Source organism: Rhodothermales bacterium (genome assembly GCA_017643395.1).
Classification (GTDB): Bacteria; Bacteroidota; Rhodothermia; order Rhodothermales; family UBA10348; genus JABDJZ01.
Genome location: JAEPNP010000012.1, coordinates 1 through 1,279, shown reverse-complemented (window position 1 = coordinate 1,279; position 1,279 = coordinate 1). Strand labels below are relative to the sequence as shown.

General features: G+C 53.9%; 1 protein-coding gene, 2 tRNA genes and 1 rRNA gene. 1 reads left to right on the top strand and 3 read right to left on the bottom strand.

Annotated elements, in window-relative coordinates; all coding sequences use genetic code 11:
* Positions 1 to 258: ribosomal RNA gene (locus JJ896_18525) — 23S ribosomal RNA — on the bottom strand; the annotation flags it as partial.
* A 127-nt stretch (positions 259 to 385) separates the two neighbouring features.
* Between JJ896_18525 and JJ896_18520 the strand changes: the two genes are divergently transcribed.
* Positions 386 to 643, top strand: coding sequence for a hypothetical protein (locus JJ896_18520; protein ID MBO6781653.1), 258 nt, complete (start codon positions 386 to 388; stop codon positions 641 to 643).
* Between the two features lie 232 nt (positions 644 to 875).
* On the opposite strand, the gene JJ896_18515 is transcribed toward JJ896_18520, so the two are convergent.
* Positions 876 to 952 (bottom strand) — tRNA-Ile (locus tag JJ896_18515).
* Positions 953 to 998: 46 nt separating this feature from the next.
* Positions 999 to 1,074, bottom strand: a tRNA-Ala gene (locus tag JJ896_18510).
* Positions 1,075 to 1,279: the final 205 nt, after the last annotated feature.

The window sequence follows — 1,279 nt, the reverse complement described above, 5'->3', positions numbered from 1 at the left end:
TCCCCGTTCGCTCGCCGCTACTAGGGGAGTCTCAATTGATGTCCTTTCCTCCGGCTACTGAGATGTTTCACTTCGCCGGGTTCGCTTCTCGAACCTATGTATTCAGTCCGAGATGACGCTAAAGCGCCGGGTTTCCCCATTCAGAGATCCACGGATCAAAGGGTGCTCTCCCCTCCCCGCAGCTTATCGCAGAGTGCCACGTCTTTCATCGCCTCTCGATGCCAAGGCATCCACCAAATGCTCTTAATTTGCTTGAGAACGTCCCATGCTACACGGACCAGCGGAACCTCTGCAGACCACATCATCAAATACCGAGAACAAACAGTTAAATGTTCGCATCGATAAATCGATGACACGGACCAGCAGAACCAAAACTCCAATGGCCATGCCGATCATCAAAAACGGCCTTTTGTATAACCCGTTCAAAACGATCAACGCACGGAACCAATTAACCCCGGATACAAGACCCGGGATCAAACTCAACGCGATACAGCCTTCCAAGATCCCCGTCGGTCTCGATGTCGGCGCGCCAAAAGACGCACGTCACACCAACGAGGGCTGGTTCCGGAAGGTCTGTATCATGCCGGACATCGATCAATGCCGCCGAGCTAAGGCAGCTTTGAACACGCAATATCCCGTGTAGAGGGGATAAGGCGATTGATCAGGACTGTGCGGTCCCGATGATATCCGGCGTTGCCAGACAGAACCTCGCGGCAACCGGCCATAACGCACCCTAATCGTCAGGTGCGGCCAATCGTCCGAGGATCGTTCCTCTTCACAATGTTCATAACGGCCTAAGCCGTTTTATCCGTCTTGAAGGCGGATACGGCAGAACAGCCAACCTGTTCTGACGTATCGGTCTTCAAAAAAGCGAGTGGTGGGCCTGGGAAGACTTGAACTTCCGACCTCACGCTTATCAAGCGCGCGCTCTAACCAACTGAGCTACAGGCCCTGATCTCGAGGCCCGAGGCCTTCCATGTGCCATTCCAAACAGGGAATGGTGGAGCCGGACGGGATCGAACCGACGACCTGAAGCTTGCAAAGCTACCGCTCTCCCAACTGAGCTACGGCCCCTTATTGGCTATAACCTGGGGGAAGATGGCTGACGCCACCCGGCCTCTGATTAACATTACGGAAGAGATACGTAGACGGCGGCAGTCCCCGCGGGGCGCACTTGATCGTAAAGATCTATATGAAGGGCCGGGCATGTCTCATTTTTTCACCGTGATAAATCACGGATCGTGAGAAAAGACACATCCGACATCCTTGAAAGGAGGTG